Origin of the sequence: Microbacterium testaceum StLB037, from assembly GCF_008763945.1 — a bacterium.
Classification (GTDB): Bacteria; Actinomycetota; Actinomycetes; order Actinomycetales; family Microbacteriaceae; genus Microbacterium; species Microbacterium testaceum_G.
Genome location: NZ_VTQH01000003.1, coordinates 491,823 through 518,028, shown reverse-complemented (window position 1 = coordinate 518,028; position 26,206 = coordinate 491,823). Strand labels below are relative to the sequence as shown.

Sequence of the window (26,206 nt, the reverse complement as noted above, 5' to 3'; positions counted from 1 at the left end):
GCGAGAACAGGAGGCGGCACCGAAACAGGCCGCTCGGCGTCATCATCCCCTGTCCTCGACGCGTCCCCCTGTTCTGGTCGCACCGCCCGCCCCGCCGCGGACACCGACCTGGAAGACTGGAGCGATGTTCGTCGTCGTGGGAGTGACCGGGGGCATCGCCGCCTACAAGACCGTGAGCCTCGTGCGCCTGCTGGTGAAGGCGGGGCACGACGTGCACGTCATCCCCACCGAGGACGCGCTGCGTTTCGTCGGCCTGCCGACGTGGGAGGCGCTCAGCCGCAACCCCGTGACGACCTCGGTGCACGACGACGTCGCGCGCGTCCGCCACGTCGCGCTCGGCCAGTCTGCCGACCTCGTCATCGTGGCTCCCGCGACCGCGAACACCCTCGCGTCGATGACGGCGGGGTTGGCATCCGATCTCCTGGGCACCACGCTGCTCGCGACGACCGCCCCGGTTGTCGTCGCCCCCGCGATGCACACCGAGATGTGGCGGCATCCGGCCACCGTTCACAACATGGACGTCCTGCGCGCCCGCGGCGTGCACGTCGTCGGACCGGCCGACGGCGTCCTGACCGGCGGAGACTCAGGGCCCGGGCGCATGTCGGAACCCGAGGAGATCGTCGCCGCCGCCCTCGCCCTGGTCGAACGGCCGCGCGACCTCGAGGGGCTGGCGATCGTCGTGAGCGCTGGCGGCACGCGCGAGCCGATCGACCCCGTGCGCTTCCTCGGCAACCGCTCGAGCGGCAGGCAGGGTGTGGCGATCGCCCGTGCAGCCGCCGATCGCGGCGCCCGCGTGACGCTCGTCGCCGCGCACCTCGACGCCGACGTCCGCCCCGATCCCCGTGTCGACCTCATCGTCGCCGGGACCGCCGACGAACTCGGAGGGGCGATGGATGCCGTCGCCCCCGACGCGGATGTCATCGTCATGGCAGCGGCGGTCGCCGATTACTCCGTGGCCGCGGTGTCGGAGGACAAGCTCCGCAAGCAGGACTCTCCCGGCGGTCTCACCCTCGAGCTCCGCGAGAACCGAGACATCGTCGCGGGGCTGGTGTCCGCCCGCCGCGAGGGGCAGACGATCGTCGCCTTCGCGGCCGAGACGGTCGCTGACGACGCCGAACTGCTCGAGCGCGCCCGCGCCAAAGCGGCCCGCAAGGGTGTCGATCTGCTCGCGGCCAACGCCGTGGGGTGGACCCGCGGTTTCGAGACCGCCGAGAACGCCCTCACGATCGTGGATGCCACGGGCGAGGTCGTCGCGACGACGACGGGGTCGAAGGACGACACCGCTCACGCCCTCCTCGACGCGGTGCGCGCGGTGCGTCGCCGCTGAGCCGGTCCCCGCTGCGCCAGCCCGCCGCCGCGCGCCCCGGGGGTGCCCGCGCGATGCTGAGCCGCCCGTCGCTGTACCGTTCCCCGCGCCGGGTCGTCTCGCGCCGGGCGGCTGGCGGGACGACGCGCGCCGGGGCGCCCTGAAGCTGGGGCGTCCCGGCGCCATCGCTTTTCGCGGCCCGCTCTTGCGCCGAGATTGCACCTCGCTCACAAAACCGCCGCAGCCTGCAACCGAGATGCAGTCTCGCGATTCTCGAGAGGGGGCACGGGCCAGCGGCGCCACCGGGCGCCACCGGGCGCCGCCGGGACGCGAGTCGACGTTGGCGCCGACGCGCGCGGGCGACCTCGGCGCCCGCCCGGTGCTCAGCTCTCGTCGAGGCGGTCGACGGCGGCGATGATATCGTCGACCTCGGTGCGCGAGGTGTAGTCGACGTGGATGTCCGCGAAGCGGATGCGTCCGTCCGGATCGATCACGTAGACCGACGGAAAGGGCACTCGAGCCGTGTCGTCGGCGTTGCTGTCCGAGACCGCGAAACCGAGCTCGGTGTGCGCGTCTTGCGCCTCCCCGCTCGGCTCGGTCACGATGCCGAACCCGTCAGCGAGGACGTTACCGGGATCGGAGAGGACCGTGAAGCCGAGCGCGCCGTTGTCCTGACTCTGCGCGGTGCCGTCGGCGGTCTGAGGGGAGATCGCGACGAGCTGCGCGCCCCGCTCCTCCAGCGCCGGCAGAAGGTCCTGCTGGTAGGTGCGCAGCGTGATGCTGCAGTACGGGCACCACGCGCCGCGGTAGAACACGACCACGGTCACGGCCTCGCCGAGAAGCGACCCGAACGTCAGCGTCCGACCGTCGGCGGTGCGGAGTTCCGCGTCGGGCGCGAGGTCGCCTTCGGCGAGCGCTCCGGTCGGCGTGCCGGCCGCGCGAAGGGTGCTCTGCTCCTCGGAGAACACGGCGGCCAGGCGGTCGCCGATCTGCGATTCGAAGCCGACGTTGAAGTCGTCGACCTGCTGAGCGATGGATGGTGTGGACATGCGTGGCCTCCCCGGCAGAACCGACATCGGGCGTCGGTCCGAGGAGCGTATGCCGGTCCACGGATGCCACGGCCCTCGCTGTCGCGGAACGGAACACGGCGTCACACGACGTCATGGAGAGCAGGAGGGGGCGCCGACGGACGGTCCGACGGCGCCCCCGCCGGGGTCAGTACCCGTACGTGCGGGAGAACTCGCTGACGAGATTCGCGACCTGCGCGATCAGCACCACGGCCCAGACGATCAGTGCGATGACCGCGACGACGTTGACCGCGATCGAGGCCCAGATCGGGGCGAGGCCCGAGCCGGTCCGGCGTCGCAGGATGACGCCGCGACCGATGATGTACACCAGTCCCGACCCGATCGCGAGCACGAAGAAGCTCCAGGCCCAGTGGAACGGACGATCGACGCCCCGTGCGCGCAGCTGACGCCAGTCGAGGAAGGCGAACAGCACCGTCAGGGCCGACACCACCAGCGACACCACGGACGACACCACGGTGATCAGCGTGGTCGCGGAGGTCGTCCCGGCCACCGACGTGTCGCCGGACTCGTAGGAGTACACCCCGGCGTAGAAGGAGTCGCGGATGTACGACGACCAGTCGAACATCACCACGCCGAGCACACTGAGCAGCGGCAGGAAGACCAGCAGCCACACCCAGACCGTGTTGGTCTTGATGTCGCGGCGAGGCTCAGCGTCGTACGAGACAGGAGACGCGCTCGGGTAGCCCGGCGCGGAGCCGTAGGCTGCGCCGGCCGCTGCCGCACCCGCGCCGTAGGCGGGGGCGGAGGGGTACGTCGGGTTGCTCGGGAAGGAAGGGGCCGAACTGTAGGCCGGGGCCGCGGGCGGAGCCGACGGCGCGGAGGGCGGCGTCACGGGCGGAACGGGAGGGATGCTCGCGCCCGCGGCCGTGCCTGCCCCGTCGCCCGGGGCCGGCGTCGCCGCGGAGTCGTGCGCCGCGTGAGCAGCGGGCTCGTGCGCGCCCCGCGAAGCCTCCGAGCCGTGCGCCGCGTGAGCCGCGGGCTCCTGCGCGCCGAGGGACGCCGCGGGCTCGTGCGCCGCGGGCTCCGACGCGGTGAGCGACGAGGCGGGGTCGGCGGAGCCGTCACGGCCGGTCGAGTCGTGGCGATGGGCGTCGCTCACCTCGGGCGACGGCACGACGTGCTCGGTCGACTCGTGGTCACGCCGGGGCTCTGATGCGACCTCGGACGCCGCCGAACCGCCCGCGACGTGAGCCTCCGCCCCGGCGGAAGAATCCTCGGCACCGGAATCCCCGGCATCGTGGTGCGGCACGCTCGGGACGACCGGCTCACCGGACGCTGAGCGCACCTCATCGGTCCAGCCGGTGCCGTTCCATCGGCGCAGACCGCCGCCACCGGCGGGGTCGGGGTACCAGCCGTCGGGCGGGGTGGGAGTGTCGGTCATGTCGTTTCCCCTGTCAGGTGCGAAACCGGGCGAGATGGCCCGAGTCTAGTGAGGGCGTACGACATCACCGGAAGTCCCGCGACGCGTGGGCGACACCCACGCGCAGATCGGTGAACCCGTCGGCGACCACGTTGGTCACTCCCTCGACCGATCGCTCGAGCATCCCCCGCACGATGAGCGCGGGCGATTCGCGGGCGACCCTGCGGTATCTGTTCCACACCCCTACCGAGCAGATGATGTTCATCAGGCCGTGTTCGTCTTCGAGGTTGAGGAACGTGATTCCCGATGCCGTGGCCGGCCGCTGGCGATGCGTGACGAGCCCCGCGACCTCGATGCGCCTGTCGGTCTCGAAGGTGCGGAGCTCTCGCGAGGTCAGCACCCCGCGGGCATCGAGCGCGGAGCGGAAGTGGGTGAGCGGGTGGTCGTCGGCCGAGAGGCCCGTCGCCCACAGGTCGGAGGCGAGGATCTCGTAGCTCGACGGGTCGGTGAACAACGGCGGCTGCACCGCGACGAGGGAGTCGGGGAGGAATTCGGGGCGGTCCAGCGCGGCCGACCCCGACAACCAGATCGCCTCGCGCCGCGTATGCCCGAGACAGTCGAAGGCTCCGGCCGTGGCGAGGGCCTCGAGTTGCGCCGTCACCAGGCCGGTGCGCCGTACGAGGTCGCGCAGATCGCGATAGTCCCCGTTGGCGTCCCGCTCGGCGACGATGCGCTCCGCGACCTTGGCGCCGATGCCGGTGATGCCGGCCAACCCGAGACGCACGGCGAACCCCCCGTCGCGGCGATGAGCCAGGGTCTCATCGGGCTCCGAGGGATCGAACTCCCCCGTCGGCGGCTGCACCGCGTGCGCGCACGCGTCGAGCCCGGTCGGAGAGCACGCGCCTCGTCGCGGCGCCGATCCCGTCGACGCCGCCGGCCCCGCGGCATCCGTCGCCGTCTTCTCCGACGTGCCCGCGCCGTCGTCGACCTCTTCGAGGGTCGCCTCGACCTTCGAGCGCAGCAGATCGGGCCGGCGCACCTGCACCCCGTGCCGACGGGCGTCGGCGGTGAGGGTGGCGGGCGAGTAGAAACCCATGGGCTGCGCGCGAAGGAGACCGGCGAGGAACGCAGCCGGGTAGTGCAGTTTGATCCAGGAGCTGGCGTAGACCAGGAGCGCGAACGACAGCGAGTGCGATTCGGCGAAGCCGAAGTTCGCGAACGCCTGGATCTTGGCGTACAGCTCGTCGGCGACCTGCCCGACGAGGCCGTTCTCGGCCATTCCCGCGTACAGCGTCTCGCGCAACGAGTCGATGCGTTCGAGCCCGCGTTTGGAGCCCATGGCGCGGCGCAGCAGATCGGCGTCCTCGGCGGAGCAGTTGCCGATGGCGACGGCCATCTGCATGAGTTGCTCCTGGAACACGGGCACCCCCATCGTGCGCTCGAGCACCGGTTCGAGCTTGGGATGCACGTAGGTGATCTCTTCCTGCCCGAGTTTGCGGCGCACGAACGGGTGTACGGCACCGCCCTGGATGGGCCCGGGGCGGATGAGGGCGATCTGCACGACCAGGTCGTAGAACTTGCGCGGCTGCAGGCGAGGCAGCAGCCCCATCTGCGCGCGCGACTCCACCTGGAACACCCCGATCGAGTCGGCGCGGCACAGCATGTCGTAGACCGCCTTCTCTTCCTTCGGCAGGGTCGACAGCTCCCACTCCTCGCCCGTGGCATCGCGGATCAGGTCGAAGCAGTACTGCAGCGCCGCGAGCATGCCGAGGCCCAGCAGATCGAACTTGACCAGCCCCATCCAGGCGGCGTCGTCTTTGTCCCACTGGATGACCGTGCGGTTCTCCATGCGCGCGTGCTCGATGGGAACCACCTCGCCCACCGGACGATCGGTGAGCACCATCCCCCCGGAGTGGATGCCGAGGTGTCGCGGCGCCTTCAGCAGCTCCGACGCGAACTCGATGACCTGGTCGGGGATGTCATGGTCCGCGCCCGTCTCGAGCGTCGCGCCCCACCGCTCGACCTGCTTCGACCAGGCGTCCTGCTGGCCCGGGGAGTGCCCGAGCGCGCGGGCCATGTCGCGTACGGCGTTCTTCGGGCGGTACTGGATGACGTTCGCCACCTGCGCCGCCCGCTCGCGCCCGTACTCCTGGTAGACCCACTGGATGATCTCTTCGCGGCGGTCGGAGTCGAAATCGACGTCGATGTCGGGCTCTTCGTCGCGCAGGCTCGAGAGGAACCGCTCGAACGGGAGTTTGTAGAAGATCGAGTCGACGGCGGTGATGTCGAGCAGATAGCAGACCGCGCTGTTCGCCGCCGAACCGCGACCCTGGCACAGGATGCCGCGCCGACGCGCCTCGGCGACGATGCCGTAGACGATGAGGAAGTACCCCGGGAAGTCCTTCATCTCGATGACACCCAGTTCGCGCTCGATGCGCCGCCGGTCGTCGTCGGACAGGTTCGGGTACTTCCGCGGAACGGCCTCCCACACCAGGTGCCGCAGCCATGACATGGGCGTGTGCCCCTCGGGCACCTTCTGCTTCGGCAGGGCGGGCTTCGCCCGACGCAGCGGGAAGGCGATCTCGTCGGCGAGCTCGACCGTCCGCGCCACCGCCCCGGGATACCGCCGGAATCGCGCCGCCATCTCGACCCCCGACCGCAGATGCGCTCCGGCGTGGGCGGGAAGCCAGCCGTCGAGCTCGTCGAGGCCGCGGTTCGCCCGTACCGCGGCGACGGCGGCCGCGAGCAGCTCTTTCTGCGGAGCGGCGTAGTGCACGTTGTTGGTGGCGAGGATCGGCAGGCCCCGCTCGGCGGCGAGACCGGCGAGCACGTCATTGCGGCGGGAATCGAGCGGGTCGCCCTGGTCCATCAGTTCGACGTAGACGGCCTCGGCCCCGAACAGGTCGACCAGGGTGTCGAGCTCCCGCGCGGCTCCGGCCGGGCCCTCGAAGGCGAGGGCCTGACGCACCGCCCCCTTGCGGCATCCGGTGAGCACCGCCCACTGCGAGTCACTCGGGCCTCCGGCGCGCTCGGCGAGGTCTTCGAGGTCGTAGACCGGCCGCCCCTTCTCGGCCCCGGTGAGCTGGGCGTGGGTGATGGCGGCGGCGAGGCGGTGATACCCCTCTTCTTCACGGGCCAGGACCAGCAGGTGCGAACCCACCGGGTCGGCCTCCCCGTTCTGGGGACCGGGGAGGCCGAGAGACAGCTCCGCTCCGAAGACGGTCTTCACGGCCCGCTGCTCGGCTGCCTCCGCGAATCGCACGATGCCGTAGAAACCGTCGTGATCGGTGAGGGCGAGAGCGTGCAGTCCCAGGCGTTCGGCCTCTTCGACGAGCTCTTCGGGAGAAGACGCCCCGTCGAGGAACGAATAGGACGAGTGCGCGTGCAGCTCGGCGTAGGGCACGGTGTCGGCCGGCCGCTCGATCGTTGCCGGGACGTAGGCGCCGCGCTTGTGCGACCACGCCGGGCTGTCGCCGCCGTCGCCGTTCGGCGGGGCGCCGGTCGGGCGCCGGGCGTCGCTGAGCAGGCGCTCAAGCTCCGACCACTTCACGGGAGGGTTGGTCCAGCCCATCAGCGCGCCCCCGCACCGGGAGCGGACTCGGATCGTGTCTCAGTCATAACGCCCCTCCGCTCGCCATTCGCCCTCTTCGACCACGAGAAGCCACGCGCCCCCCTCTGCGTCGACCACCTGGAACCGGTGCGCTCTGCGCGCGCGCAAGGCGTCCCACCCCCGCTCGCTGATCGGCCACGGTCCCGCCCATTCGCTGATGCGCCGCCGCTGCCCCGCGGTCTCGAGCACGGCGGGCGGCGCGCTCAGCACATCGCGCTCGCCCACCGTGACCGGCGCTCCCGCGATGTCGGTCACCCCCACCAGACGTGGTTCGGGGTAGACGGTGGCCGGCAGGGGGTCGGGAAGGCTGCCCGGCCACGGCCGCGTCCGCGCCTTCTCGGTGACCGCGCGATCGCCCCACGGTACGAGGACCTGGCGCTCGGCGAGCCAGCGCCCGCCGCCGATCGTCGGAGTCACGACTCCTCGGTGGCCGAGCATCGCCTGCACGCGCGAGAGGGCGTGGTGCACGCGCTCATCGGGGCCGGCGCCGAACAACCCCTTGGCGTGATGCGCCGCCGCATCGACCGCCTCGGGTTCGATGTGCACGCCCGCGACCCCACTGCCGAAGATCCCCTGCGCGTCTTCGGCGAGCTGCCAGCGCACGCGGTCGACCACCCCCGCGGCGTCGAACGATCCGGGGTGCAGCCACACGCGCTCGCTACGCTCGCCCCGCTCCCCCGTGAGCACGACCCGCAACTCCGTGCAGACGAGGTCGTGTGCACCGAGTCGGGCGATGAACTCCTCGGCGGCCACGCGCATGCCGAACGCGATCTGGTCGGCGAGCTCGAGCGGCGGCTCGAACGCGACGTCGCGGTGCAGCTCGGGCGGGGGCGTGCGCGGCTGGACGGGTTGGGAGTCGAGTCCCCCGGCGAGGGCGTGCAGGCGCACCCCCCTCTCGCCGAACCGCTCGCGCACCCGCTCGACCTGCAATCCCGCCAGCTCACCCAGCGTGTGCACGCCCAACCGCGACAGCAGACTGCCGAACTCGTCGTCGTCGAGGGTCGCGATCGAGAGAGGTGCGAGGAAGTCCGCGGCACCACCGGGCTCGACGACGCGGACAGGATCGTCGGCAGCCGTCGCCCGCGCCGCCCGCTCGGCGGTGAACACCCCGTCGGCGACACTTGCGCGTACGCCCGCGAACCCGTCGTCGTCGAGCTGACGGATCAGCATGCGCGCCGCCTCGAGCTCTCCGCCGTAGTAGCGGGCGGGCCCTCGCGCTCGCAGGGCGCACAGCCCCGGCCGCACGACCTGAACTCCCGGGGCGCGCTCCTCGACCCGGGCGACGACCGGGGCGAACGCCCGCGCGTCGCGCACGGGATCCGCCGGCACCACCTGCAGTCCCGGACACAGCGCCTGCGCGTCCCGGCGCTTCTGCCCGCGGCGCACCCCCTGGGCTCGAGCCGCCCAGGAGCACGCGACGACGATGTTGTGGGCGAACACCGCCACCGCGGCATCCGGTCGAGGAGGATTGACCGCCTCACTGACGAATGCCGTGATCGGCCAGTCGGGGAACCACAGCACGAGGCTGCGTGTCGGAGCCTGCATCAGCCCACCGCCCGCACCGGGAAGTCGCCGCGTTCGCGCGGGGCGAGGCGCTCGGCGGGAGCGCCCAGCAACTCGATCGTGCCGTCGGCGGCGGGCAGCAGCATGCGCGCGCGTCGGGCGCTGGGTGAGCGCCGGCTGGTGACGGACACCGTCAGCTCACGACCGGCGAGATACCCGTGCCCCTGACCGAGCCCCGACCACCGGGGGTCGGCGACGTCGATCACGGCCTCGGCCTGGGGCCAGGTCCCCTGCACGAGCAGCACCGACCCGCGATCACGCAGCCGAGCGGCCAATCGCGTGGTCTCGGCGCCTCCGCGCGCGGTCGTCGACCCGGCGGGAGGACGTACGGCCACCACGGGCAGCACCTCGGTGATCGTCGCCGTCACGGCGAGCCACCGGGGGCCAGGATCGGGGATGAACACGAGACGGTCGAGGTCGAGACCGTACTTCTCGGCGGCCTCGGCGCCCAGCTCGGGCATGCCGATCACCCCGCACCACGCCCCGTCTTGAGAAGGGCGCGCCATGAGCGCCAGCAGGAGCGAGGCCGAGCGGGCCAGCGCGTATGCCGACCCCGGCCGCAGCCCTCCGCCGGGCAGCAGCGGCGAGAACGCCGGATGCGTCGGTAGGACGGGGGCGTCCATGCGTCGCCCCTGCATGCGCTCGAGGCGATCGCGCAGCGCATGGATGTCGGGTACGGCCTGTACCTGGTTTCTCACGATCGCCCTCACTCCCACAGGTTAGAACATGTGTTCTATTCCCTCAATCCCTGTGGGTCGAAGATACGATCGACCTCCGACATCGAGCCGGAGACCGCGTCTCACACCAGGTCGGCCGTCGCCGCGATGCGCGCGAATCCCCCCTGCTGCAACACCACGGCGGTGCTCGCCATGAGCTCGGCGGCCGTGCGGGTCACGCGCCCCAGCCCGGGGATCTCCCCGCTCAGGTCGAAGGTGCGCGTGGCATCCAGCGCCACCGTCACGTCGTAGCCGAGGTTCCCGGCCATGCGCGCGCTCGTCTCGACGCACATGTTCGTCTGGACGCCGCAGATGACCAGTTCCCGGATGCCGCGCTCCCGCAGCCACGCATCCAGATCGGGATCGCCGTAGAACGCCGAATTCACGCTCTTCGACACCACGAGATCCGCGGGAGCCTCGGCGACCACGTCGACGAGCGCGTTGCCCTCGGCATCCGGATGAAGAGGAGATGAGGCGGACGCCGACTCGTGCCGCACGACGACGATCGGCTCACCCGCCCGACGCCACGCGTCGATCAGCGCCGCGACGTTGCGCTCGCAGTCGGGGTTCGCCGTCGGCCCCCAGAAGGCGAGGTCGTCGAAGCCCCGCTGCATGTCGATGACGAGAAGAGCACGTGTCATGCCCCCATCCCATCACCCGGAGCACGCCGTCACCACACCGACGATGGAAAGATCCCGGATGCCGGGCTCACGCCGCCAAGGCCAGGTACGGCTCCCACCGCGGGTCGCTCTTGTCCACACCGCGCACCGTCCAGGACGACCCCCGCGGGGGCGCCGGCGTCAGACGCAGCTCCCACCGCATCTCCTGCGGGGTGCGATCACCCTTGACGTTGTTGCAGAGCAGGCAGCAGGCCACGAGGTTCTCCCACGTGTCCTTCCCCCCGCGCGAGCGGGGAAGCACGTGGTCGATCGTCGACGCGGCCTTGCCGCAGTACCCGCAGCGGTGGGCGTCGCGGCGCAGGACCCCTCGCCGGGTGACCGGCACCTGGCGCGCGTTCGGCACGCGCACATAGCGGGTGAGGATGATCACCGCCGGGCGGTCGTAGGTGCCGCGAGCGGCCCAGACCGGATCTTCGTCGATGCTCTCGATGACGGTGGCCTTGTCGTTCATCACGAGCACCAGGGCTCGTTTGAACGACACGACCGCGAGGGGCTCGTAGCCCGCGTTCAGCACCAGTGTGCGCATTTCTCGTCCTCTCGAATGGCCGAGACGGCTTCTCGGATGTTCGACTCGCGACGACGGCAGGCGCGAAAGGGTATGAAAAAAGGCGCTGTCTAGGCAGACAGCGCCTGAGAGGTCGCGGCGAGGCCGCGGCATCCCATCACACGATGCCGAAGAACGAGCAGCCCGAGCGCATCCATGGTGCGGATGCGCGGGCTGGTGTTCATCGGTATGTCCCTTCGGTTCTTCCGACGTCGCTGACAGGCTAACCCACCGCGACACGCCCGGGGTCGGCCGGGCGGGGAAACACAAAGCGGCGTGTCGGAGAACGATGTCCTCCGGCACGCCGCCTCGAGAGAGAAGTCAGCTGGCGTTCTGCTGCAGCCAGGCGTACGGGTCGACGACCGAACCGTTGATGTGCACCTCGAAGTGGAGGTGGTTGGCCGTCGAGCTGCCGGTCGATCCGACCAGACCGATGAGCTGGCCGGCGGCGACGGTCTGACCCGCCTGCACCTGACGGCTGCCGTACGTCATGTGGCCGTAGGTGGTCGACACCTTCTGGCCGTTGATGACGTGCTCGATCACGATCGCGACGCCGTACCCGCCGTAGCTCTCCTGCGAGACGCTGACCACACCGCCGGCCGCGGCGAAGATCGGCTGGCCCTGCGGAGCGAGCAGGTCGACACCCTGGTGATAGCCCGAGTCCCAGAGACCGCGACCCAGCGTGTAGTTCGTCAAGGGCCAGCGCACCTCGCCCGAGCCGGGGGCCGTCATGTTCAGGTCGATGGAGCTGACGGAGGTCGACGCCTTCGACGCGTTGACGGCCAGCTCGCGCGCGCGTTCCGCGGCGGCGGCAGCGGCGGCCTCCTGATCCTTCTTCTTCTGGATCTCGTCGGCCGTGGTGGCCGAGTAGCTGCTGCGGTCGAGGGTCTCGGCGGTGGCGTCGGAGGCCACGACGAGCGACTGGTTGTCGGGAGCCGACATCTCTTGCAGCGTCACGGTCTCGGCGGCCGGCATGGTCGCCGCGTACGCCGGGATGGCAACGGTGGCGACGAGACCGGCGACCATCGAGAGGATCACGGCGCTGCGCAGGGGCTTGCCGACGCGACGCGGGGCGGAACCGCCACGGGCGGGAGCGGTGCGGGCGACGGGGGCGGTCGCCGGGGCCGTGGTCTGCAGGGCGCGTCCCGCGGGTCGGGTGATCGCGGCGCGCGCGTTCTTGCGGGTGGGTCCCGTCGCGGCACCTTCGGGCAGGTCCGCTGCGGGCTCGTTGTGTTCAGCCAAAGTTCCTCCGGCGCCTCTGCGTCTTCGGGGACGCTGGCTCGTCAGCACTCGAATGTGGGGCACGATGTGCGGGCTTGACCCTGCGCGGACGACGAGCCGATGAGGCAAACCGCGAGGGGTCCGACGGCGGGCTTCTCGCCTGTGGACTTTCCGAGGCTACCCGAAGATAACGAACAAGTCACGCTTCGGTAACCGCTCCCAGCCGATGCTCGGCTGGCATCGCGGAAAGCGGCTCCGCTCAGCTCTCGGCGACGAGGAAGATGTGCGAGGCCACCTCGACGGGCAGCTCGAGCCCCTCGTCGACACCCTCCATCTGGACGAGGACGTAACCCTCGTTGAATCGGTAGTCGCCGCGGGCACCCGGCAGCACCCCGGCGGCCTTGAGCTGCTGCAGCAGCTCGGGGTCGACCTGCGCGGGCTCGGCGAGACGCCGCACGGTCCCCGTGATGGGGCCGCCCGCATCGGTCAGCCGACGCACCAGACCGATCACGCCGTCATCGAACGTCGAGCTCGCGGCGTCGCCCAGCTGGTCGAGACCGGGAATCGGGTTGCCGTACGGCGATTCGGTGGGGTGACCGAGCAGTTCGACGAGACGTCGCTCCACCTGCTCGCTCATGACGTGCTCCCAGCGGCAGGCCTCGTCGTGGACGTACGCCCAGTCGAGTCCGATCACATCGCTGAGCAGCCGCTCCGCGAGGCGGTGCTTGCGCATGACGTCGACGGCCTTCTGGCGTCCGTCGTCGGTGAGCTCGAGCCGGCGGTCCTCCGACACGACGACGAGACCGTCGCGCTCCATGCGGCCGACCGTCTGCGAGACCGTGGGTCCGGAATGACCGAGGCGCTCGGAGATCCGCGCCCGCAGCGGGACGATCTTCTCTTCCTCGAGCTCCAGAATGGTGCGCAGGTACATCTCGGTGGTGTCGATCAGGTCGGTCATTCGGGTGTCCTCGATGTCGCGCGGCAAGTCCTTCCAGCCTACCGACCCCCTCCGACATGAGCGCGGGCGGCCGTCGACGGTGACCCTAGAATCGGACCCATGTCGCACGTGGAACTGCCCACAGATCTCCTGCCCGCCGACGGTCGCTTCGGGTGCGGTCCTTCGAAGGTGCGCGGCGCGCAGCTCGAAGCCCTCGTCACCCGCGGGGCGTCGATCCTCGGAACCTCGCACCGCCAGGCACCGGTGAAGAACCTCGTCGCCAGCACGCGCGAGCGTCTGTCGCAGCTGTTCCGGCTGCCGGACGGCTACGAGATCATCCTCGGCAACGGCGGGTCCACCGCCTTCTGGGACGCCGCAGCCTTCGGACTCATCGAGAACCGCAGCCAGAACCTCGTCTTCGGCGAGTTCGGCGGCAAGTTCGCCTCGGCCGCCGCCGCCCCGTGGCTGCAGGCGCCCGATGTGCGCAAGGCCGAGCCGGGCACGCGCTCGGTCGCCGAGGCCGTCGAGGGCGTCGACGTCTACGCCTGGCCCCACAACGAGACCTCGACGGGCGTGGCCGCTGCGGTCCAGCGCGTGAGCGCGGATGCCGGAGCGCTCACCGTCATCGACGCGACCAGCGCCGCGGGGGGAATCGACTTCGACGTCGCGCAGGCCGACGTCTACTACTTCGCGCCCCAGAAGAACCTCGGCTCGGACGGCGGCCTCTGGTACGCCGCCGTCTCGCCCGCCGCGATCGAGCGGATCGAGAAGCTCGCGGCATCCGACCGCTACATCCCCGAGTTCCTGAGCCTGAAGAACGCGCTCGACAACTCGCGACTGCAGCAGACGCTGAACACCCCGGCTCTGGCCACGCTCCTGCTGCTCGACGAACAGCTCGGCTGGATCCTCGACAACGGCGGTCTCTCCTGGGCGGGCGCCCGCACCGCCGAGTCGTCGTCGGCCCTGTACGAGTGGGCCGACGCGAGCGAGGTCGCGACGCCTTTCGTCAGCGACCCGGCCGATCGCTCCCCCGTGGTCGTCACCATCGACTTCGACGAGAGCATCGACGCGGCGGCCATCGCGAAGAGCCTGCGGGCGAACGGGATCGTCGACACCGAGCCCTACCGCAAGCTCGGCCGCAATCAGCTCCGCGTGGCGACCTTCGTCTCGATCGAGCCCGACGACGTGCGCCGCCTCATCGGCGCGATCGACTACACGATCGAGCGCCTGCCCGGGGCCTGAGCTCCGACATGACGAAGGCCGTCCCGCACATCGGCGGGACGGCCTTCGTCATGAGAGGCGATCAGTAGCTGCGTTCGCCCTCGTCGTCATCCTCGTCGTCGTCGGAGTCGTCCTCGTCCGAGTCGTCGTCGTCTTGCACGTCGTCGTCGGAATCGTCGTCGGCGTCGTCTGCGGAACCAGCGTCGAGCTCGTCGATGTCGACCCCGTCGAGATCGCCCGCGTGGAATCGCGCCTTCGGCTCGTCGTCATCCTCGTCCTCGTCGTCGGAATCGTCGTCCTCATCCGAATCGTCGTCGTCCGAGTCCTCGTCATCGGAGTCCTCGTCGTCCTCGACGGCCGCGGCAGCCTGCGCCGCCTGGTACTCCGCCAGGCGGGTCGCCCACGGCACCCAGTCGGGCGCGAGCAGGGCGCCGTCACCGGGGAGCAGTTCGACCTCGAGCACGGTCGGCTCGGATCCGTCGACCACGGCGACCGTGACCGTCCAGAACCACCCCGGGTATCCCGCGAGGCGGGTGTGGAAGCGCAGCGAAACCGCCCCGTCGTCTTCTGCGACGTATCCCGCCGCGGGACCGATGGTGTAGGCGGCGGTGATCTCGTGCAGGGCGGCGAGGGCCAGATCGTGGGCGCCGGTCAGGCGCTCATCGACGGTCTGCTCAGGCTTCGAAGTCATCGGCGACCTTGCGCAGCACCGCGGCGATCTTCTGCGCGTGCGGCCCGTTGGGGTAGCGACCGCGTCGCAGGTCGCCGCCGATGCCGTCGAGCAGCTTGACGAGGTCTTCGACGATGATCGCCATGTCGTCGGCGGGCTTGCGCGAACGCTTCGACAAGCTGACGGGAGCGTCGATCACGCGGACCGAGAGAGCCTGGAGGCCGCGCTTGCCGTCGGCGACACCGAATTCGAGGCGCGTCCCGGCCTTGGGTGCGGGAGCTCCGGCGGGCAGGGCGGTCGCGTGCAGGAACACGTCCTGGCCGTCATCGGTCGCGATGAAGCCGAAGCCCTTCTCTTCGTCGTAGAACCTGACCTTGCCGGTGGGCATGGACACCTCGCTGGATGAGTGCGCGAATGCGCGGCGGAACGCAGGACCCGATCGGATCCCGGTCTTCCAGCCTACGGCACCGCCGCCAGGCAGTAGGCTGAGCCCGATGAGCACCCGCACCTCCGGTGGCAGCACACCGGGCGACGACGTCCCCGTCCGCCGCATCGACCGCATCCTCGCGTTCATGTCGCTGGGCCTGGGAGCCGTGTCCATCATCTGCTTCTTCGTGGTGATCCTGGCTCAGCCCGCGGGTGTGACCGATTTCACCCAGGGAGCGTGGCCCGTCATCGTCGTCCTCCCCCTCTTCGCCCTGCCCGTGGCGTTCGTGCTGATGATGGCGGTGCTCATCATGAGCTTCATTCGAAGGGGCAAGGCCAACAAGGCCTGACGACGTGCCCGAGACCTCCGCTCAACGCGCTCTGGCGGTCTCGTTGAGCGCGCGCAGCGACGCCGACCTCGCCCTCCTCTTCGCCGAGCGCCGCATCTCCCCCTCGGGCACCTGGCGCGACATGTTCGACGCCGCCGCAGCGCTCCTCGACCCCGCGTCCGTGGCGCGCGGGTTGCCCTCCCTCGGCCGCGACGACGCCGTCGCCCTCCTGGCCGCCGCCGAGGGGCGAGCGGTGACGGGCGCGGTCCGCGAGCGTCTGGCATCCCGTGCTCTCGTCGCAGACGACGGAGTGCCCTTCCCGACCGTCGTCGAGGTGGCGCGCGAGATCCTGCCCTCGGGGATCCCGGATGCCATGCCCCCGCGCCGCACCGAGGCGACGCCCGAGAGCACCGGCGCCGCCTCGGAGGCGGTGTTCACCAACGCGGCGTCCGTCGCGGACATCCTCCTCCAGACGCTCGAGGCCCCGCTCGGCCGTATCGGCTCCGGTTCGCTGGGCGCGGCGGAGCGACGTCGCCTCGTCGACGCGGGCGCGGTGACCACCGCGGCGGAAGCCGACCTCCTCGTCGGGCTCGCGGCTGAGGTGGGCCTGCTCGGGACGAACGACCGCGCCTGGCTCGTCTCGCCCGCGGGGCGCGACTGGCTGCGCCTTCCGACCCTGGAGCGGTGGCAGCGCACGGCCGAGGCCCTCCGCGACGCCCTCCCCCGGGCCTACCGGTCGGCCGAGGGCGGCTGGATCCCCGCCGAGCAGTGGCCCCATGCGACGCCCTTCGACCCCGAGGGACCCGACCGTGCGGCTCTGTGGACGAAGCGCCTGGTGCGATGGGGCCTCCTCGACGCCGCGGGCCATGTCACGCCGTGGTCGCGTCCGCTGGCCGAGGGCGGAGACGTCGACACGTCGGCGCTGCGGGAACTGCTCCCGCCCGAGGTCGACCGCGTCTACCTTCAGAACGACCTCACGGCGATCGCACCCGGCCCCCTCGCCCCGCATCTCGACGTGCGCCTGCGCTCGATGGCCGCGCGTGAGTCCCGCGCCCAGGCCTCGAGCTACCGCTTCAGCGCCGCGACCATCGGCGCAGCGATCACCGCCGGCGAGACGGCCGACACGTTGCGCGAGTTCCTCGCCTCGATCTCGCTCACCGGCCTCCCCCAGCCGCTGGCCTACGTCATCGAACGCACCGCCGCCGAGCACGGCCGTGTGCGCGTCATGGCCGATTCCGAGTCGCACCTCACGCGCGTGAGGACCGACGACGAAACGCTCCTGCGGTCGATGGAGGTCGACCAGTCGCTGCGCTCCATCGCCCTCACCCGCGACGACGACGAGCTCGTCTCGCACGTCTCGGCCGACGTCGTCTTCTGGGCCCTCACCGACGCGCACTACCCCGCGATCGCCGTCGACGCGCAGGGCCGCCCGCGCGCGCTGGAGCGCGCCAAGCTCTCAGGTCCGCAGGAGCCGGCCGACGACCCCGCCGATGTCTACGCCGGACTCCTCGAGCGTCTGCGCACCGGGGCGGAGGACTCGGATGCCGCGTGGCTCGAGCGCGAGCTCGATCAGGCGGTGCGCGCTCGCTCGGTCATCGACGTCACGGTGCGTCTCCCCGACGGGTCGGCGCGCGTGTTCCGACTCGAGGCCACCGGCCTCGGGGGCGGGCGCCTGCGCGGTCGCGACCGCGGAGCAGACGTCGAACGCACGCTTCCCCTGTCGCACATCGACGGTGTCGCCCCCGTCGAGTGACGGCCGCCGACGCCCCGTCCTCCTCGACCCCGGTAGACTCGAACGCTATGGCTGACGGCCCCCTCATCGTGCAAAGCGACCGCACCGTGCTCCTCGAGGTCGCGCATCCCCAGGCGGAGACGGCGCGGCACGAGCTCGCGGTCTTCGCCGAGCTCGAGCGCGCACCCGAGCACATCCACACCTACCGCATCACCCGCCTGGGTCTGTGGAACGCCCGCGCGGCCGGTCACGACGCCGAGGCGATGCTCGACACGCTCGACCGGTGGTCGCGCTTCCCGGTTCCGGCCTCGGTCAGCACCGACATCCGCGAGTCCGTCAACCGCTACGGGCGCCTGATCATCGAGCGCAACGACGACGGAGAGCTCGTCCTGCGCTCGACCGACGCCGCGGTGCTCAGCGAGGTCTCACGCAACAAGCGGATCGCCCCCCTGCTGATCGGTCGCCCGAGCCCCGACAGCTATCTCATCGACGCCTGGGCACGCGGGCACATCAAGCAGGAGCTGTTGAAGATCGGGTGGCCCGCCGAAGACCTCGCGGGGTACACCCCCGGCACACCGCACCCGATCGATCTCGCCGAAGACGGGTGGAGTCTCCGCCCGTATCAGCGCCAAGCCGTCGAGTCCTTCTCCGAGGGCGGTTCCGGTGTCGTCGTCCTGCCCTGTGGAGCCGGCAAGACCCTCGTGGGCGCGGGAGCCATGGCCGACACGCGCACGACCACCCTCATCCTCGTCACCAACACCGTCAGCGCCCGTCAGTGGCGCGACGAGCTGCTGCGTCGCACGAGCCTGACGCCCGACGAGATCGGCGAGTACTCCGGACAGGTCAAAGAGATCAAGCCGGTCACGATCGCCACGTATCAGATCCTGACCGCCAAGCGGAAAGGCCAGTACGCCCACCTCGCCCTGCTCGACGCCCTCGACTGGGGTCTGGTCCTGTACGACGAGGTGCACCTGCTCCCGGCCCCGGTGTTCAAGCTGACGGCCGATCTGCAGGCGCGACGCCGTCTCGGGCTGACCGCGACCCTCGTGCGCGAAGACGGCCGCGAGGGGGACGTCTTCAGCCTCATCGGCCCGAAACGCTTCGATGCGCCGTGGAAAGAGATCGAGGCGCAGGGCTTCATCTCCCCCGCCGCCTGCTACGAGGTGCGCATCGACCTGCCCGCCGACGAGCGGCTCGAGTACGCCGCCGCCGCCGACGAGGACCGGTATCGGCTGGCCGCCACCGCCCCCGCGAAGATCGACGTGGCTCGGCGCCTGGTCGAGCGGCATCCGGGTGAGCGTGTGCTCATCATCGGACAGTACCTCGATCAGATCGACGAGCTCGCCGAGGCCCTGAACGCCCCGCAGATCACCGGATCCACGCCGATCCCCGAGCGCGAGGAGCTCTTCCAGGGGTTCCGCGACGGAAGCATCCCCCTGCTGGTGGTGTCGAAGGTCGCCAACTTCTCCGTCGACCTCCCCGAGGCCTCCGTCGCCATCCAGGTGTCGGGGTCGTTCGGCTCGCGACAAGAAGAGGCGCAGCGTCTCGGCCGCCTTCTGCGCCCGAAGCAGTCGAACCACACCGCGAGCTTCTACACGCTCATCGCCCGCGACACCGTCGACCAGGATTTCGCCCAGAATCGGCAGCGGTTCCTGGCCGAACAGGGGTACGCCTACACGATCCTGGATGCCGACGGAATCGACGCCGAGGCCGCGTAACGCATATCAGCACGCGGCTTTCCGTTCCATATCCAGCACATTGCGGGGTCGGATCACGATAATGAGGGCATGACAGCTCCTCGCATCCTCGTCGTGGACGACGAACCGAACATCCGCGACCTGCTCATCACGAGTCTGCGTTTCGCCGGGTTCCAGGTGCGAGCCGTGGCCAACGGCGCGCAGACGATCTCGGCGGTGCTCGAGGAAGAACCCGATCTCATCGTGCTCGATGTGATGCTCCCCGACATGAACGGGTTCAGCGTCACCAAGCGCCTGCGCGGCGCCGGCTACACCGCGCCGATCCTCTTCCTCACCGCCAAGGACGAGACCGAAGACAAGATCATGGGGCTCAATGCCGGCGGCGACGACTACGTCACCAAGCCGTTCAGCCTCGACGAGATCGTCGCCCGCATCCAGGCCATCCTCCGCCGCACCATGCAGGCCGACGAGGAGTCGATCATCCGCACGGGCGAGCTGACCATGGATCAGGACACGCACGACGTCAGCGTCGGCGATGTCTCCATCGACCTGAGCCCGACCGAGTTCAAACTGCTGCGGTACCTCATGCTCAACCCCAACCGCGTGCTGTCGAAGGCGCAGATCCTCGACCACGTGTGGGAGTACGACTTCAACGGCGATGCGGGCATCGTCGAGAGCTACATCTCGTACCTGCGTCGCAAGATCGATCCGCACTCCTCCGAGCCGCTCATCCAGACCAAGCGCGGCTTCGGCTACATGCTGAAGTCGGGCAAGACCGCCTGAGCGGAGGCTCCTCCTGTCGCACTCCGACGACTCGCTCACGCGCTGGTGGCGCGGACTGAGCCTGCGCACCAAGGTCACCGGCGTGACCGTGGCGTTGCTCGCGATCGGACTCTTCACCGCGGGCATCGGCACGATGGTGTTCCTGCGGACCACCCTGGTGAACAACCTCGACGAGCAACTCGCCCAGCAGGCCGCGGGGAGCATCGCGAACAGCATCTTCACCACGACGCCCGTCGACGGTCGCGTCGTCTTCTCGCAGGTCGACAACGCGCCCCAGATCGGATCGATGGTGGTCGTCTACGGTCCCGACGGTCAACGCGAGGCGTTCTACAACGGCACCTCGACGACGGCGCTGCCCGACATTCCGCCCACCTTCACCGTCGAGCAGACCTACAGTCAGATCGACCGGCGCATCGAGCTCGAATCGCCCGAGTCGGGCCAGCATTTCCTCGCCCGCGTGGGCGTCCTGCAGGTGCCCGGCAATCCGGGCGTCTACACCCAGATGGTGATCCAGCCGCTCGCCCCGACCGACCGGATCGTCGCCGCGTACATCGGCATCTACGCCTTCGTGGCTCTGCTCATCCTCATCGCCACGGCTCTGCTCACGCGATGGCTCGTCACCCTCGCCTTCCGCAACCTGCGCCAGGTCGAGACGACGGCGATGGACATCGCGGCCGGCGACTTCAGCCAGCGCCTGACCGACATCGTCCCCGACACCGAGGTGGGCCGACTCAAGACCGCCATCAACGCGATGCTCGCCCGCATCGATGGAGCTCTCGGGCAGCGGGATGCCACCGTGCGGCAGATGCGCCGATTCATCGGCGACGCGAGCCACGAACTCCGCACGCCCCTCGTGACCATGCGCGGCTACGCCGAGCTGTACCGCATGGGGGCGATCCGCTCGGATGAGGACGTCGCCCAGTCCATGGAGCGCATCGAGAAGGAGGCGATCCGAATGGGGGCCCTGGTCGAAGACCTGCTCGCGCTCGCCCGTCTCGACGAGCGCCGCGACGTGACGATCATCGCGCTCGATCTGCGACCGATCGCGCGCGACGCCGCCCTCGATCTGCGGGTGACCTCGCCCCAACGCGAGGTGACGGTCGATGACACCACCTCCCGCGACGAGCTGATCCTGCCCTCGATCACCCTCGATCCGCTCCTGGACGCGGGTGGAAAACCCGCCGGCGGGAACGGCCGCCGCCGTGCCGCCCCGACGACCTCGGCGATGGCGATCGCGGGAGCCACGCTCTCCCGGCTCCGACGCCGCCCGAAAGAGGGTGTCGAGCCCTCGGCATCCACTCCCTCCGAGGGGACCACGGCACCGCCCACGACGCCCCTCGGTGTGGTCCGTGCGGCGCCGCGCCTGGCCCCGGTGGTCATGGGCGACGAGAACAAGGTGCGTCAGGTCGTCGCGAACCTGCTCGGCAACGCCCGACGCTTCACCGCCGAAGACTCCCCCATCGGCCTGCGCGTCGGCGTCGACGCCGAGACCGACATGGGCTGGATCGAGATCATCGACCACGGCGAGGGCGTCCCCGAGCAGATCCGCGAGCAGATCTTCCAGCGTTTCTGGCGCGCCGACACCTCGCGAACACGCGAGACCGGCGGCTCGGGTCTGGGCCTGTCGATCGTGGCATCCATCGTCGATCTTCTGCACGGCACGGTCGACGTGCGCGACACCCCGGGCGGCGGAGCGACCTTCCGCGTTTCCCTTCCGCTCGCTGATCGTCGGGACGCGCAGGAGCACGCGCTCATCGAGACGCAGCCCCTCGAGCGCCTCCCCGAGAACTACCGACCCGAGAACGGCTGATCAAGCGGGGTTTCGCCACGAACAGGATCGGTAGCCCGCTATCGTCTCGCGGACCTCGCTGCTTTCTCGCAGATCGCCGATAGTGGCGCTCCACGTGCCATTCGCGCGAGGAATAAGTGTGACGAATGCAGAAGTTCGTACTCCAGACCGAGAGAGCGTCAGCAAATAGGGACTCGTGGTTGCGTCAATGTCGGGTAATTTCTCAATCTCCGCCACCGCTTCGAGAAAGTCGCGGGTGACGCGGATTTTCCAGTGTCCTCCGAGGGTGACAGTGGGGAAATGCGCGTGATTTTTTCTCCCGGAATCAGCACCTTCGACGCAGGCCTCGGCTTCACGAGAAGAGAAGAGGTCTGTCACTCGGGTGATCGTAGTCCCCGACCCCATGACCTGAATCAGAGATGAGAGATCTCACCCTCCGTCGCATGTCACCCCATCCCCCACAACGAAGAACGCCCCCTCCCGAAGGAGGGGGCGTTCTCAGGCGTCAGCGTGGATCAGAAGTCCATGCCACCGGTCGGGTCACCCGCGGGCGCGGGGGTCTTCTCCGGCTTGTCGGCGACGACGGCCTCGGTCGTGAGGAAGAGGCCGGCGATGGACGCGGCGTTCTGCAGCGCCGAGCGGGTCACCTTGGCGGGGTCGATGATGCCCTGCGCGAACAGGTCACCGTACTCGCCGGTCGCGGCGTTGAGGCCGTGGCCCACGGGGAGCTCGGCGACCTTGTTCGCGACGACACCGGGCTCGAGACCGGCGTTGAGCGCGATCTGCTTGAGCGGGGCCTCGATGGCGACGCGCACGATGTTCGCACCCGTCGCCTCGTCGCCCGAGAGCTCGAGGTTCTGGAGAGCGTTCTTGCCGGCCTGGATGAGCGCAACGCCACCACCGGCGACGACACCCTCTTCCACGGCGGCCTTGGCGTTGCGCACGGCGTCTTCGATGCGGTGCTTGCGCTCCTTGAGCTCGACCTCGGTCGCGGCCCCGGCCTTGATGACGGCGACGCCACCGGCGAGCTTCGCGAGGCGCTCCTGGAGCTTCTCACGGTCGTAGTCGCTGTCGGTGTTCTCGATCTCGCGGCGGATCTGGGTCACGCGACCCTCGATCAGCTCCGACTCGCCCGCACCCTCGACGATGGTGGTCTCATCCTTGGTGATGATGACCTTGCGCGCACGGCCGAGCAGGTCGACGGTCGCGTTCTCGAGCTTGAGGCCCACCTCTTCGGTGATGACCTGGCCGCCGGTGAGGATCGCGATGTCCTGCAGCTGCGCCTTGCGACGGTCACCGAAGCCGGGAGCCTTGACGGCGACCGACTTGAAGATGCCGCGGATCTTGTTCAGCACGAGGGTCGCAAGAGCTTCGCCCTCGACGTCCTCGGCGATGATGAGGAGCTCCTTGCCCTCCTGGATCACCTTGTCGACGATGGGCAGAAGGTCCTTGATGTTCGAGATCTTCTGGTTCGCGATCAGGATGTACGGGTCTTCGAAGACCGCTTCCTGACGCTCGGGGTCGGTGACGAAGTAGGGGTTGATGTAGCCCTTGTCGAAGCGCATGCCCTCGGTGAGCTCGAGCTCGGTGCCGAAGGTGTTGGACTCCTCGACGGTGACGACGCCTTCCTTGCCCACCTTGTCGATGGCCTCGGCGATGAGCTCGCCGATCGCGGGGTCGGCGGCGGAGATCGACGCGGTGGCGGCGATCTGCTCCTTGGACTCGACCTCCTTGGCGGAGGAGAGCAGTTCGTCGGTCACGGCCTTGACGGCCTTCTCGATGCCCTTCTTGAGCGAGATGGGGTCGGCGCCGGCGGCGACGTTGCGCAGGCCCTCGCGCACGAGCGCCTGGGCGAGAACGGTGGCGGTGGTGGTGCCGTCACCCGCGACGTCGTCGGTCTTCTTGGCGACCTCCTTGACCAGCTCGGCGCCGATCTTCTCGTACGGGTCGTCGAGCTCGATCTCCTTGGCGATCGAGACGCCGTCGTTCGTGATCGTGGGGGCGCCCCACTTCTTCTCGAGCACGACGTTGCGACCGCGGGGGCCCAGGGTCACCTTGACGGCGTCGGCGAGAGTGTTGAGGCCGCGCTCGAGACCGCGCCGGGCCTCTTCGTCGAAAGCGATGATCTTTGCCATAAGTGTGTCGTCCCTCCCGGACGGGTGACTTGCAGATTTTGGCACTCGACGAAAGCGAGTGCTAACTCATTCTGGCACTCGCCCCTGGGGAGTGCAAGCCACGTCCCGCCCTCGAAACGTCGAACGCCGCGGCATCCGGAACTCGGATGCCGCGGCGTTCCATCAGCGCTCAGGCCAGTCGCACGGACTCCGCCTGCGGGCCCTTCTGGCCGGTGCCGACCGTGAATTCGACGGCCTGCCCCTCCTCGAGGACGCGGAAGCCCGACATCTCGATGCTCGAGTAGTGGACGAACACGTCCTGCCCGTCATCGACGGTGATGAAGCCGAAACCCTTCTCGGCGTTGAACCATTTGACAGTGCCCTGCGTCATGCGAATCTCCTGTTGCTGAACGACGAGGTCATCGTAAGCACGGGGGATGCCACCGAATCGGGGTTCGCGAGCATTGTTGACGCGCGTGCACCCAACTTGTTACGCCGCGGAAACACGCGGCCACCGCCGCGTCAGGAGGCGGGCGATGCGGACGCGGCGCCCGACGCGCGGTCGAGACCGATGACCACGATCAGTCGCTTGACGTCGCTCTCGTCGTCGGGGGTGTTGGGGTCGTCCGTCGGCTGCAGGAAGTCGCTCTGAGCGATCTGCGCCCCGCCGATGGTCTGCGCCAGCCCCTCTGCCGCCGCTTCGTCGCCGGCGAGGCGGTAGTAGATCGTCGTGTCGGCGAAATCGGTGCTGTCGGAGTTGCCGGTCTCGACGGATTCGCCGCTCCACCCCGCCGCCACGATCTGATCGCGCACCGAGGCGGCGAGACCGCTGTCGGGCGTGCCGTTCAGCACCACGACGGAGTACGAGGTGTCGACCACGGCCGGGGTGGTCTGCTCCGCCGAGGCGACCGGGGTCGGAGCGTCGTCGGACCCGAGCGAGATGCGCCCCGAGACGACGAGCGTCGCGAAGATGCCGGCGATGATGAGCACGAGCGTGGCGATCGCGGCCCACAGGAACACGATCCACCCGCGCAGTCGTGGAGCGACGGCCCGGTGGGCGCCGACGCGGCCGGATTCGGCCGGCAGGTCGTCGAAGCGATCCCGAGGGAAGGTCGATCTGGCCATTGGACGATGCTATCGGTCGCGCCGGGGCGAGCCTGTCAGCGTGCCGCCGTGCGACCCAGGCGCGCGCGGTGCTGAGCGGCCGCCTCGTCGCGTCGACGTCGCAGACGTCGCACCAGCATCGGGTCGTATGCGAGCGCCTCGGGGGTGTCGATCAGGCGTCCGAGCAGCTGGTAGTACCGAGCGGGCGTGAGCGAGAACTCGGCGCGGATGGCCTCCTCCTTGGCGCCCGCGTGACGGCGCCATTCCCCCTCGAAGGCGAGGAAGGCGAGGTCACGGTCCGACAGAGGCACGACGTCACGCTACTGCGCCGAGAACCCCGATCCCGGATGCCACGCCACCCACGCCCCGAGAGGGTCCACCTCCGCGACCGCATCGCCGTCCACCGCCAGGGCGAACCCGCCCCGCGAGAGCTGGGGGCGCCGCGCCCACCCGTCGTGTAGGCCGGGCGCGTCGAGGGTGATCCATCGACCCGCCGATCGTGCCGCATCGATCACCGCCGCCCGGTGCACCCGCGGCACGTGTGCCAGCACACCCGGCGTCGTCACGACCAGGGTAGCCCCGGCGGGCGCCTCAGCGGCGAGCGCGGGGAGGGCCTCGGCGCCGTCTCCGGCGACCAGCACGGGGGGATCCGATGCCGCGATGTCGAGGGCCCCCTCGATGCGTTCCCGCCGCCCCTCCTCCCCCGGCCACACGAGGGTGGTGAGCCACGCGCGGTCCCCGGGTGATCGCGCGTCGAGCGGGGACAGATCGATGCCCGCCCGCCAAACGACCTCGGGGAGGCGGAGGTCGGGGCGACCGTCGAGCGCGCTGTCGAGGACGACGTCGCTCGGCCCGTCGACGGGGTCGAGCGCGACGACCTCGTCGCCGCGGCGGTACCGGTACGAGTACCGGTCGGGGTAGAGGCAGAGTCCGGCGCTCGCTCCCACCTCGAGCAGGGCGATGGGTCCCTCGATCAGCGACAGTGCCGGCAGCAGGGCCGCGCAGCGGAGGGGTTCGTTGGTCTGCACGCTCCGGCGAGCGCACTCGTCGACGATCGCGTCGGCGTGCGCGAGAACCCACGAGGCCCATGTATCGACGTCGTCGAGCGGCGCACCCTGCAGACGCAGGACGGCGAACACCAGCGGCGGCTGTCTCCGCGTCTCCGGGATGCGCGCGAGCACGGCCCCCACCGCGGGATCGTCCGCGACGCGATGGCCCCATGCCTCGTAGACGGCCGAGCGTCCGGGCGCCTCGTCTCGGGCGAAGCGTCGGTAGCGGTCGGCGACGGCGGTCACGGCATCCTGAGTCACCCGGGA

At 70.1% G+C, this 26,206-nt stretch carries 24 protein-coding genes; 7 read left to right on the top strand and 17 right to left on the bottom strand.

Going from position 1 to position 26,206, the window contains the following annotated elements; translation table 11 throughout:
• Nucleotides 1-124 precede the first annotated feature (124 nt).
• A complete protein-coding gene (gene coaBC / locus F9B98_RS14825) occupies nt 125-1,327 on the top strand; it encodes a bifunctional phosphopantothenoylcysteine decarboxylase/phosphopantothenate--cysteine ligase CoaBC (protein WP_150958794.1) in 1,203 nt (400 codons plus the stop codon).
• A gap of 362 nt (nt 1,328-1,689) precedes the next feature.
• On the opposite strand, the gene F9B98_RS14820 is transcribed toward coaBC, so the two are convergent.
• From F9B98_RS14820 to F9B98_RS14780, 9 genes are all read right to left on the bottom strand, one after another.
• Nucleotides 1,690-2,355 carry a peroxiredoxin-like family protein gene (locus F9B98_RS14820; protein ID WP_150958792.1) on the bottom strand — a complete coding sequence of 222 codons (666 nt, stop codon included), beginning with the start codon at nt 2,353-2,355 and terminating at the stop codon, nt 1,690-1,692.
• Nucleotides 2,356-2,521: 166 nt separating this feature from the next.
• Nucleotides 2,522-3,775, bottom strand: a complete 1,254-nt coding sequence (locus F9B98_RS16210; protein ID WP_225310368.1) for a DUF2510 domain-containing protein — start codon at nt 3,773-3,775, stop codon at nt 2,522-2,524.
• A gap of 64 nt (nt 3,776-3,839) precedes the next feature.
• Nucleotides 3,840-7,325, bottom strand: a complete 3,486-nt coding sequence (locus tag F9B98_RS14810) for an error-prone DNA polymerase (RefSeq protein WP_150958790.1) — start codon at nt 7,323-7,325, stop codon at nt 3,840-3,842.
• A gap of 39 nt (nt 7,326-7,364) precedes the next feature.
• Nucleotides 7,365-8,909, bottom strand: coding sequence for a DNA polymerase Y family protein (locus F9B98_RS14805; protein ID WP_150958788.1), 1,545 nt, complete (start codon nt 8,907-8,909; stop codon nt 7,365-7,367).
• Entirely contained in the window at nt 8,909-9,637 is a 729-nt protein-coding gene (locus tag F9B98_RS14800; RefSeq protein ID WP_412177046.1) for a hypothetical protein, read from the bottom strand. The genes F9B98_RS14805 and F9B98_RS14800 overlap by 1 nt, the downstream gene beginning before the upstream one ends.
• A gap of 89 nt (nt 9,638-9,726) precedes the next feature.
• Nucleotides 9,727-10,284: a cysteine hydrolase family protein gene (locus F9B98_RS14795; RefSeq protein WP_150958784.1), complete on the bottom strand. Its 558-nt coding sequence runs from the start codon at nt 10,282-10,284 to the stop codon at nt 9,727-9,729.
• Between the two features lie 67 nt (nt 10,285-10,351).
• Entirely contained in the window at nt 10,352-10,849 is a 498-nt protein-coding gene (locus F9B98_RS14790) for an HNH endonuclease (RefSeq protein ID WP_150958782.1), read from the bottom strand.
• Nucleotides 10,850-11,188: 339 nt separating this feature from the next.
• On the bottom strand, nt 11,189-12,109 hold the full coding sequence (locus tag F9B98_RS14785) for a M23 family metallopeptidase (protein ID WP_225310367.1): 921 nt from the start codon (nt 12,107-12,109) through the stop codon (nt 11,189-11,191).
• 238 nt (nt 12,110-12,347) lie between these two features.
• On the bottom strand, nt 12,348-13,046 hold the full coding sequence (locus F9B98_RS14780; RefSeq protein ID WP_150958780.1) for a metal-dependent transcriptional regulator: 699 nt from the start codon (nt 13,044-13,046) through the stop codon (nt 12,348-12,350).
• A gap of 99 nt (nt 13,047-13,145) precedes the next feature.
• On the opposite strand from F9B98_RS14780, the gene serC reads away from it, so the two are divergent.
• The gene (serC, locus tag F9B98_RS14775; RefSeq protein ID WP_150958777.1) at nt 13,146-14,267 is read left to right on the top strand and encodes a phosphoserine transaminase; all 1,122 of its coding nucleotides are present in this window, start codon (nt 13,146-13,148) and stop codon (nt 14,265-14,267) included.
• Nucleotides 14,268-14,328: 61 nt separating this feature from the next.
• Here serC and F9B98_RS14770 read toward each other — a convergent pair whose 3' ends face one another.
• Both F9B98_RS14770 and F9B98_RS14765 read right to left on the bottom strand, forming a co-directional pair.
• Nucleotides 14,329-14,937, bottom strand: coding sequence for a DUF3027 domain-containing protein (locus tag F9B98_RS14770; RefSeq protein WP_150958775.1), 609 nt, complete (start codon nt 14,935-14,937; stop codon nt 14,329-14,331).
• Nucleotides 14,921-15,304, bottom strand: coding sequence for a cold-shock protein (locus F9B98_RS14765; RefSeq protein WP_150958773.1), 384 nt, complete (start codon nt 15,302-15,304; stop codon nt 14,921-14,923). The genes F9B98_RS14770 and F9B98_RS14765 overlap by 17 nt, the downstream gene beginning before the upstream one ends.
• A 106-nt stretch (nt 15,305-15,410) precedes the next feature.
• On the opposite strand from F9B98_RS14765, the gene F9B98_RS14760 reads away from it, so the two are divergent.
• The 5 genes from F9B98_RS14760 (at nt 15,411) to F9B98_RS14740 (ending at nt 21,693) form a co-directional block, all read left to right on the top strand.
• Entirely contained in the window at nt 15,411-15,692 is a 282-nt protein-coding gene (locus tag F9B98_RS14760) for a multidrug ABC transporter ATPase (RefSeq protein WP_150958771.1), read from the top strand.
• Between the two features lie 4 nt (nt 15,693-15,696).
• Nucleotides 15,697-17,424: a helicase-associated domain-containing protein gene (locus tag F9B98_RS14755; protein ID WP_191966872.1), complete on the top strand. Its 1,728-nt coding sequence runs from the start codon at nt 15,697-15,699 to the stop codon at nt 17,422-17,424.
• 47 nt (nt 17,425-17,471) lie between these two features.
• Nucleotides 17,472-19,121, top strand: a complete 1,650-nt coding sequence (locus F9B98_RS14750; RefSeq protein WP_150958769.1) for a DNA repair helicase XPB — start codon at nt 17,472-17,474, stop codon at nt 19,119-19,121.
• A gap of 69 nt (nt 19,122-19,190) precedes the next feature.
• Complete coding sequence (locus F9B98_RS14745; RefSeq protein ID WP_055838218.1) at nt 19,191-19,883, top strand: response regulator transcription factor; 693 nt, start codon at nt 19,191-19,193, stop codon at nt 19,881-19,883.
• 133 nt (nt 19,884-20,016) lie between these two features.
• Nucleotides 20,017-21,693, top strand: coding sequence for a sensor histidine kinase (locus F9B98_RS14740; protein WP_191966892.1), 1,677 nt, complete (start codon nt 20,017-20,019; stop codon nt 21,691-21,693).
• Here F9B98_RS14740 and F9B98_RS14735 read toward each other — a convergent pair whose 3' ends face one another.
• The 6 genes from F9B98_RS14735 to F9B98_RS14710 all read right to left on the bottom strand — a co-directional run bounded on the left by F9B98_RS14735 (nt 21,694) and on the right by F9B98_RS14710 (nt 26,200).
• On the bottom strand, nt 21,694-22,050 hold the full coding sequence (locus F9B98_RS14735) for a hypothetical protein (protein WP_150958765.1): 357 nt from the start codon (nt 22,048-22,050) through the stop codon (nt 21,694-21,696).
• Nucleotides 22,051-22,187: 137 nt separating this feature from the next.
• Nucleotides 22,188-23,807 carry a chaperonin GroEL gene (gene groL, locus F9B98_RS14730; protein WP_150958763.1) on the bottom strand — a complete coding sequence of 540 codons (1,620 nt, stop codon included), beginning with the start codon at nt 23,805-23,807 and terminating at the stop codon, nt 22,188-22,190.
• Nucleotides 23,808-23,976: 169 nt separating this feature from the next.
• The gene (locus F9B98_RS14725) at nt 23,977-24,177 is read right to left on the bottom strand and encodes a cold-shock protein (RefSeq protein WP_056229192.1); all 201 of its coding nucleotides are present in this window, start codon (nt 24,175-24,177) and stop codon (nt 23,977-23,979) included.
• 131 nt (nt 24,178-24,308) lie between these two features.
• Nucleotides 24,309-24,911 (bottom strand): LytR C-terminal domain-containing protein, encoded by a 603-nt coding sequence (locus F9B98_RS14720; RefSeq protein WP_150958761.1) that lies wholly within the window; start codon nt 24,909-24,911, stop codon nt 24,309-24,311.
• A 35-nt stretch (nt 24,912-24,946) separates the two neighbouring features.
• Nucleotides 24,947-25,201, bottom strand: a complete 255-nt coding sequence (locus tag F9B98_RS14715) for a DUF3263 domain-containing protein (RefSeq protein WP_150958759.1) — start codon at nt 25,199-25,201, stop codon at nt 24,947-24,949.
• 9 nt (nt 25,202-25,210) lie between these two features.
• On the bottom strand, nt 25,211-26,200 hold the full coding sequence (locus F9B98_RS14710) for a DUF2332 domain-containing protein (RefSeq protein ID WP_150958757.1): 990 nt from the start codon (nt 26,198-26,200) through the stop codon (nt 25,211-25,213).
• Nucleotides 26,201-26,206: the final 6 nt, after the last annotated feature.

Coding starts and splice junctions, on each gene's coding strand:
- groL (WP_150958763.1), bottom strand. CDS start 23,807: ATGGCAAAGATCATCGCTTTCGACGAAGAGGCCCGGCGCGGTCTCGAG.
- F9B98_RS14795 (WP_150958784.1), bottom strand. CDS start 10,284: ATGACACGTGCTCTTCTCGTCATCGACATGCAGCGGGGCTTCGACGAC.
- F9B98_RS14720 (WP_150958761.1), bottom strand. CDS start 24,911: ATGGCCAGATCGACCTTCCCTCGGGATCGCTTCGACGACCTGCCGGCC.
- F9B98_RS16210 (WP_225310368.1), bottom strand. CDS start 3,775: ATGACCGACACTCCCACCCCGCCCGACGGCTGGTACCCCGACCCCGCC.
- F9B98_RS14745 (WP_055838218.1), top strand. CDS start 19,191: ATGACAGCTCCTCGCATCCTCGTCGTGGACGACGAACCGAACATCCGC.
- F9B98_RS14790 (WP_150958782.1), bottom strand. CDS start 10,849: ATGCGCACACTGGTGCTGAACGCGGGCTACGAGCCCCTCGCGGTCGTG.
- coaBC (WP_150958794.1), top strand. CDS start 125: ATGTTCGTCGTCGTGGGAGTGACCGGGGGCATCGCCGCCTACAAGACC.
- F9B98_RS14810 (WP_150958790.1), bottom strand. CDS start 7,325: ATGGGCTGGACCAACCCTCCCGTGAAGTGGTCGGAGCTTGAGCGCCTG.
- serC (WP_150958777.1), top strand. CDS start 13,146: ATGTCGCACGTGGAACTGCCCACAGATCTCCTGCCCGCCGACGGTCGC.
- F9B98_RS14725 (WP_056229192.1), bottom strand. CDS start 24,177: ATGACGCAGGGCACTGTCAAATGGTTCAACGCCGAGAAGGGTTTCGGC.
- F9B98_RS14750 (WP_150958769.1), top strand. CDS start 17,472: ATGGCTGACGGCCCCCTCATCGTGCAAAGCGACCGCACCGTGCTCCTC.
- F9B98_RS14780 (WP_150958780.1), bottom strand. CDS start 13,046: ATGACCGACCTGATCGACACCACCGAGATGTACCTGCGCACCATTCTG.
- F9B98_RS14740 (WP_191966892.1), top strand. CDS start 20,017: ATGGTGTTCCTGCGGACCACCCTGGTGAACAACCTCGACGAGCAACTC.
- F9B98_RS14770 (WP_150958775.1), bottom strand. CDS start 14,937: ATGACTTCGAAGCCTGAGCAGACCGTCGATGAGCGCCTGACCGGCGCC.
- F9B98_RS14820 (WP_150958792.1), bottom strand. CDS start 2,355: ATGTCCACACCATCCATCGCTCAGCAGGTCGACGACTTCAACGTCGGC.
- F9B98_RS14805 (WP_150958788.1), bottom strand. CDS start 8,909: ATGCAGGCTCCGACACGCAGCCTCGTGCTGTGGTTCCCCGACTGGCCG.
- F9B98_RS14760 (WP_150958771.1), top strand. CDS start 15,411: ATGAGCACCCGCACCTCCGGTGGCAGCACACCGGGCGACGACGTCCCC.
- F9B98_RS14765 (WP_150958773.1), bottom strand. CDS start 15,304: ATGCCCACCGGCAAGGTCAGGTTCTACGACGAAGAGAAGGGCTTCGGC.